The organism is Methylopila musalis (genome assembly GCF_042679725.1).
Lineage (GTDB): Bacteria > Pseudomonadota > Alphaproteobacteria > Rhizobiales > Methylopilaceae > Methylopila > Methylopila musalis.
This window is the reverse complement of record NZ_JBHTMX010000396.1, coordinates 1-852: the sequence shown is the minus strand read 5'-3', so window position 1 is coordinate 852 and position 852 is coordinate 1. Positions and strand designations below refer to the sequence as shown.

At 76.2% G+C, this 852-nt stretch carries 1 pseudogene; it reads left to right on the top strand.

The features are described from left to right. A pseudogene (locus ACFQ4O_RS17910) lies at nt 1-852 on the top strand (hypothetical protein); the annotation flags it as partial.

Genomic DNA, 852 nt, shown 5'->3' with positions numbered 1-852 from the left:
CCGGGCTCGCCGCCGACGATCTCGGCCCCGTGCTGACGCTCGGCGACCGCGCGTGGCGGGCCGGCTGGGCGGGCGCGGCGCGGCTGCTGGCGCTCGCTGAATTCGTGCTGACCGCCGACGGCCTCGCCCATTTCACAGAGGTCCGGGGCTGGATCGACGAGCTCGGCCCGGAGCCTGCGCGCGAGGACGTGGACCAGCTCGCGCGGCGTCTCTCCCGCCTCGCGGCGGGCTACCGCGACGCCCACATGCCGATCGCCCCGGTGGAGAAGCGGTTCCGCGCCATCCTGTCCTTCCTGGGCGCGCGGCCTTCGGGCGCGGTCGTCTTCGACGACGACGACATTCTCGACTTCTGGCGTCGGGAGGCGGACGCCGGCGAGCGCGCCCAGTTCCGCACGGTGGCGGAGCATTTCGTGACCTTCGAGCGGGCGCTCGCCGCGTTCGGCGGCCTGACCCGGCTGGTGCAGGCCGGCTCCGTGGAGGCGGTGGAGGGCTGGACCGACCGGGTCGACGCCGCCCTGTCGGACCTCGTCGGCGAGACCGAGCCCGCGCCGCCGCTCGCCGCCCGCCTCGGGGCCCTGGGCGACATGCCGAAAATCCTCACCGGCGCCGAGCGGGACGGGATCGCGGATATTGTGGCGCTGGCGCCGTTCCACCGCGACCGGCCCCTCACGGTGCTGCGCGCGGTGAGCTTCGGCGTGGTGCAGTCCGGGGTGGTGAACCGCCTGCGCCGGGGAACCGGCGGCGGCGAGGTGGCGGAGCGGGTGGACTGCGCCGAGGCCGAGCCCTACCCGGCGGTGGCGGAGCGGGCGGCCGCGCTGCGCGAGCACGTGGCGCGGATGACGCGGATCGCCG